Source organism: Brachyspira catarrhinii (genome assembly GCF_005518285.1).
Taxonomy (GTDB): domain Bacteria; phylum Spirochaetota; class Brachyspiria; order Brachyspirales; family Brachyspiraceae; genus Brachyspira; species Brachyspira catarrhinii.
Genome location: NZ_SJDU01000136.1, coordinates 1 through 5,806 on the forward strand (window position 1 = coordinate 1; position 5,806 = coordinate 5,806).

6 protein-coding genes are annotated in these 5,806 nt (G+C 33.1%); 3 read left to right on the top strand and 3 right to left on the bottom strand.

Annotation, left to right across the window (positions count from 1 at the left end; all coding sequences use genetic code 11):
- Positions 1 to 108: 108 nt before the first annotated feature.
- From EZH24_RS06340 to EZH24_RS06350, 3 genes are all read right to left on the bottom strand, one after another.
- Positions 109 to 957 (bottom strand): phosphate/phosphite/phosphonate ABC transporter substrate-binding protein, encoded by an 849-nt coding sequence (locus EZH24_RS06340; protein WP_137998291.1) that lies wholly within the window; start codon positions 955 to 957, stop codon positions 109 to 111.
- A gap of 29 nt (positions 958 to 986) precedes the next feature.
- Positions 987 to 2,102 carry an acyl-CoA dehydrogenase family protein gene (locus tag EZH24_RS06345; protein WP_137998292.1) on the bottom strand — a complete coding sequence of 372 codons (1,116 nt, stop codon included), beginning with the start codon at positions 2,100 to 2,102 and terminating at the stop codon, positions 987 to 989.
- 67 nt (positions 2,103 to 2,169) lie between these two features.
- Positions 2,170 to 3,360: a DUF455 domain-containing protein gene (locus tag EZH24_RS06350; RefSeq protein WP_137998293.1), complete on the bottom strand. Its 1,191-nt coding sequence runs from the start codon at positions 3,358 to 3,360 to the stop codon at positions 2,170 to 2,172.
- 420 nt (positions 3,361 to 3,780) lie between these two features.
- On the opposite strand from EZH24_RS06350, the gene EZH24_RS06355 reads away from it, so the two are divergent.
- The 3 genes from EZH24_RS06355 to EZH24_RS06365 form a co-directional block, all read left to right on the top strand.
- Entirely contained in the window at positions 3,781 to 4,515 is a 735-nt protein-coding gene (locus tag EZH24_RS06355; protein ID WP_137998294.1) for a basic amino acid ABC transporter substrate-binding protein, read from the top strand.
- 82 nt (positions 4,516 to 4,597) lie between these two features.
- Positions 4,598 to 5,308, top strand: coding sequence for an amino acid ABC transporter permease (locus EZH24_RS06360; protein WP_137998295.1), 711 nt, complete (start codon positions 4,598 to 4,600; stop codon positions 5,306 to 5,308).
- Positions 5,309 to 5,806: amino acid ABC transporter ATP-binding protein (locus tag EZH24_RS06365; RefSeq protein WP_137998296.1), on the top strand; the 498-nt coding region annotated here is incomplete at its 3' end.

Sequence of the window (5,806 nt, forward strand, 5' to 3'; positions counted from 1 at the left end):
TTAAATAAATTAAATTTTTTTATTAATTATTTTTTAATTGTTTTTATTAATTATAATAAAAAAGAAAGGCAACGCGTATTCGCATCGCCCTTCCAATAAGAATTTAAATTATAATAATTTTTGTTCTCTCATAGCCTCGTATAAAGTATCGTATCCTTTAAGCTCTTTTTCTCCCGTAATTATCCATTCGTTTAAGCCTTCCATAGCCATCATCTTCTTTATAATTGGATTTTCCTTTTTTTGAGACATAAGCATACCCACAAAATTATTAGATATTTCGGCGTCCGTATTTGGCATAACGGAAAAATTACAGTGGCAAAATTCTGGGCTGGTATAGAACGACACTAATTCTCCATCTGGATATAAGCCTTCTTCCAATATTCTTATCCAAGTGTTAGAGCCTATAGTTCCAGCGTCTAAAGAGCCGTTTTTTATGCCTTCCAATACATCCCACTCGCTTTTTCCCGTATCTCCATGCTTTCCCAAATCGGAATTATATCTTATTATATTCACGCATTCGTTATCTACTTCGGAATTATTAATATTAGATTCTTTAATCTTTAATCCATTCTTATTTAGATAATATATAGCCATTATATTAGCTTGAGATGAATCTGCGCTACCGACTCCGACTCTCTTGCCTTTCAAATCTTCCAAGCTATTTATTTTGCTGTCCTTTTTAGCTATAAATTTTGTAGTCCATGCCATATCGGTATCTCTCATAGCTATAGCTTTCGCTTTATTGTCGGTGGCGTTCAAAGTTCTTATCCAAGCTACATTTGTATTCCAAGCTATATCTATATGTCCTTTTAGCAAAGAATCTACCTGCCTTTCATAGTTTGAAAATAAAACATAATCGAGCTTGCATCCGTATTCGTTGCTATAATCTCTTATTATATCCCAAATACCAACCACTTTTGGGTCGTAAGCCACAGCGCCTAATAATATTGTTTTCATCTATTCTATTCTCCTTTTTTATTTAATAATTAAGAAACTATAGCTTTTCCGAGCCAAGTTTTTAATACATCGATTCCAGGAGCCATAACTGGAGCTGCCAAAGCGTCTCTCATATATCTTTCTAACGGAAGCCTTTTCGCGTAAGCGTTTCCTCCACCTAACTTCATGGCTTTCTGACAAACTTCTACCGCTATTTCGATAGAATTTATTCTGCAAGCGAATATTTTTAATCCCGCATCGCTTTCTTTATTATCAAGGCTATCGGCTGCGTCAAATGTAAGCGCTACGGCAGATTGCATTTTAGTATATATTTCGGCTAAATTCACTTGCACCATTTCTATATCGGCTAATGCTTGCCCGCTCGTATATTTTCTATTTTTTGTATAGTCTAATATGCAATTATAGGCATCTCTTGCGAGTCCGCTATAAACCGCTCCCAAACCTGTAACGAAATAAGGAAGAACGCTTCCCGTTTGATTTCCTCCGTCTCCTTCTTTGCCTATTCTGTATGAAGTGTCGAGTTCTACATTATCGTAAACTACAGGCATAGACGCGTTTCCTCTCATTCCCAAACCGTCCCATTTACTTTCTTCATGGAATAGCCCTTTTGAATTGTTATGAACGAGCCAATTATTTAATGTTCCTTTATTTTCGCAAGAATTGGATAAAGTTAAATAATAATCGGCAAATAAAGCGCTCGTGACGAAACTTTTTCTTCCGTTTAATATTATTCCACTTCCAGATTTAGTTTCTGTCATATCAGGGCTTCCAAAGTGAGTTCCGCTTCCGCTTTCGCTATATGCCAAAGCTATTGCAACTTCGCCCTTTGCTATTTTAGGCAAGAATTCTTTTTTCTGCTCTTCAGTTCCGTAATCAACTATGCATTTAGTTCCAGCATTATGCATCATATAACATAATCCCGTTGTGGCGCAGTAATTAGACAATGCATGAACCACTTCGGCATGCTCTCTTGCTCCTCCGCCCATTCCTCCATACTCTTTCGGAACGATAAGCCCCATATAGCCTTGTTTTCTCAATTCGTTATAGGCTTCTTTCGGAAATCTTCCGTCTCTGTCAACCTCTTCCGTATAAGGTTTAACATGTTGTTCTGCAAATTTCATTGCATCTTCAAAAGTTTTAGTCATTTTGTTCTCCTTTGCCATTCTTCTGGCAATATTTAATATTTTTTATATATAAATTTTTATTTATATATCACATAAAATTAGGCGTATGTTTTTTAGATATATCCACCGCCAAGTCTTCGTCTATTCCTATTTCAACGAGCCTTTGAACTCTATTCTCATGCATTTGATTTTTAAGCTCGCTTACAAGCTCCATTCCGTTTTTGTATTGATTATAAGAAGTTCCTCCTCCCGCAAGAAACGCCATAGATTCTATTAATAAAGTGGATTCTCCGTTCAATTCGTCTAAATATTCTTTTCTCTTATATACCGCTTCTTTTAGGATATTTACTTTATTAGGATTATGTTTCAATATTTCTTTAATATGATTCGTTCCGTATCGGACATGTCGAGTTTCGTCTATTCTAACTAATCTAAATAATTTTTGAGTCGGTTCGTCTTTTGTATATTTTTCTAAAAAACCCAGTAAATCCACAAAAGTTCCCTCGCCCATCACATGCAATAAAAAACTCGATTTTATATAATTATTTTCAGCGTATAAAGTATATAAAGAATTTTGAGTAATAATCGAAGAATATTGAACTCCCATGCCGTTTATATTCGCTCTTTTAATAAACGCTTCTATATGTCGGGCTTCATCGTTTATTAAAGACGATAAAAATACGGGAATCTCATAAAAATAAGGGCTTACTTTAGCTATAAATTTACTCGGCACATACAAAGCGGAAAATTCGTTTTCGGTTAAATATGTCATAATTTGAGCTATAGCAAATTCCATATCTTTATCGTAATTCGGTATATTATTCCATTCTATATCCGCCGAAGTATTCCATTGCGTCTTTTTGCTCTCTTCATAAAGCTTTGAAATATTATTATTCCATAAATCTTCTTTATAATTCAAATCAAATCCGTAATTTGGCGAGCCTTCTTCTGGCAAACTATTTCTTGGAGCGAGTCCTATATTTAGCGGAGGATTGCTTTCCAAACGATTAATGTCGGATTCAAATTTTGGAAAATTATCGTTCGACTTTTTCTTTATATAATAACTATATAATTCTTTATTCTTCTTCTTATCTAAAAATATTTCGCCTTTAAATATACAATACGATTTCAAATCGTTTTCAAGATTATCGTTAAACGAAACTATTTCTATAATATCGTCTTTATTAGAAACCAAAAGAGAGTTTTCGATTCTAAAGAAAAACGACTTGCCGATGGGAATATCGCCCAAAAATATACTTTTGCTGTGATTATAACTCATAATTCTATCCTTAAAATAAAATGTAAATAAATTAATTTTTTATAATTAACGATTGATTAATTATAGGCTAATGTTTTGAATAAACGCACGGTTTATTATAATGAAATTGTCTGGGGAAATTTATAATCGTCAAAAAATGTCGTTAAGAATGTCTTTAACAGTAACATAAATTCCCCTCTTTAAGAAAAATATTTGATAATAAAGTATTGAAATTTATATCATAAAAAATATACGATATAAATAATTCAAAACTTTTAATTGCAATAATATTATTAATTTATTTTTAAGTCAAGCGTTTTTTAGAAAAAAAATTTTTATAAAGCGATAAATATTATAAATATTTTACTTGATTTTTTTTGGTAATAATATAAAATTCTACAAATAATAATCTTAAAAATTTAAATATTGAAGGAGTATATTATGTTCAAAAATAATATTCTAAAAGTAATTGTAAGTTTTGCAATCGTTATTGTCGCGGTTATGAGTTGCAAAGAAGAAAGTAAAAAATTGTATGTCGGAACAAACGCCGAATTCGAGCCTTTCGAATATAGAGAAAGCGGAAATATTGTCGGTTTCGATATAGAACTTGTGGGCGAAATAGCGAAACTCATAAATGTGGAAATTGAAATCGAAGACATGGCTTTTGACGGACTTCTTCCAGCATTACAAACGAAAAAAATCGATTTAATCATAGCGGGAATGACGGCTACCGAAGAGAGAAAAAAGAATGTCAATTTCTCCGAATCTTATTATAAATCGCAACAGGCAATAGTGGTTAATAACGATGAAAACGGAATAAACGCTTTCGATAATTTAGTCGGAAAAGATGTCGGCGTTGTTTTGGGATATACGGGAGATTTGATTGTATCGGAAATTTCAAATGTTAGAGTTCAAAGATATAACGCAACCTCCGAAGCGATTATGGGATTAAAAGCGAAAAAAGTTCAAGCTGTAGTTTTGGATTACGAGCCAGCAAAAAATTACTCCGCTCAAAATCCAGAATTAAAATTGATTGAAACGGATTCTGAAAGCGAAGAGTATGCTATAGCCATTAGAAAAGAGGACACTCAACTTTTGGACGATATTAATAAAGCTTTGGCTACTCTTAAAGAAAACGGAACTTATGACGCTTTATTAAATAAATATTTTAAATAAATTAAGAAAATATTTTTTGTTTAAGTAATTTAAGTTTTGTCTTAAAAATTTTAAATCTTAAAATCATAAACGGAAAAATTAAATGGAATATTTGGAGCTTCTTAAGAATATATTTTTTACTCACGGCAGATATATGTATATGATTAGGGGGCTTCTATTTTCTGTTGGAACTACCGCATTCGCCGCGTTGGTTGGAATCGTATTAGGAATATTTATAGCCCTTATGGAACTTTCGCATTTCTATCCTTTGAAAAATGTAAAAGGACATGAATATTTTAATCCTATTTCAAAATTGGCTTTCGGTTTCGTTAATCTTATAAGAGGAACTCCCGCAGTCGTTCAATTAATGATATGGGCGAATGTCGTTTTTGTAGGAGCATTAAGAAACACTCCGATACTTCTAATTTCGGGAATAGCTTTCGGCATCAATTCGGCGGCTTATGTAGCGGAGATAATAAGAGCGGGAATAGAAGGACTCGACAAAGGACAGATGGAAGCGGCGCGAGCTTTGGGAATGAATTACGGTTTGTCAATGAAAGAGATTATAATTCCTCAAGCGATAAAAAAAATTCTTCCAGCTTTGGTGAGCGAATTTATAACTTTGCTTAAAGAAACTTCCATTGTCGGATTTATCGGCGGAATAGACTTGCTTCGTTCGGCAAATATTATAACGAGTCAAACTTATAGAGGAGTTGAACCGTTAATTGCCGTTGGAATAATATATTTAATATTGACTTCAATCTTCGCCACATTTATGAGAAGCATAGAGAAGAAATTAAAGGAAGGCGATTAAATGATTAAGATAGAAAATTTATATAAAAGATTCGGCAAACTCGAAGTATTGAAAGGAATAGATATTAATGTCGAAAAAGGCGAAATTATAGCGATAATAGGACCTTCGGGAAGCGGAAAATCCACTTTTTTAAGATGCATAAACAGACTCGAAGAGCCTACGGACGGAAAAATATTTATTGATGGAGAAAATATTTTAAGCAAGGAAACGAATATAAATAAAATAAGAGAAAAAGTGGGAATGGTTTTTCAACATTTCAATTTGTTTCCTCATAAAAATGTTATAAAAAATATCACATTAGCTCCGATAAAAATTAAAAATTACTCCCTCGAATTAGCCGAAAAAAAGGCGGATAATCTTTTAAATAAAGTGGGGCTTTTGGATAAAAAATATTCTTATCCGAATCAACTTTCGGGCGGGCAGAAACAGAGAATAGCGATTGCTCGAGCTTTGGCAATGGAGCCAGAAGTTATGCTTTTTGTGACGAGCCGACTTCCG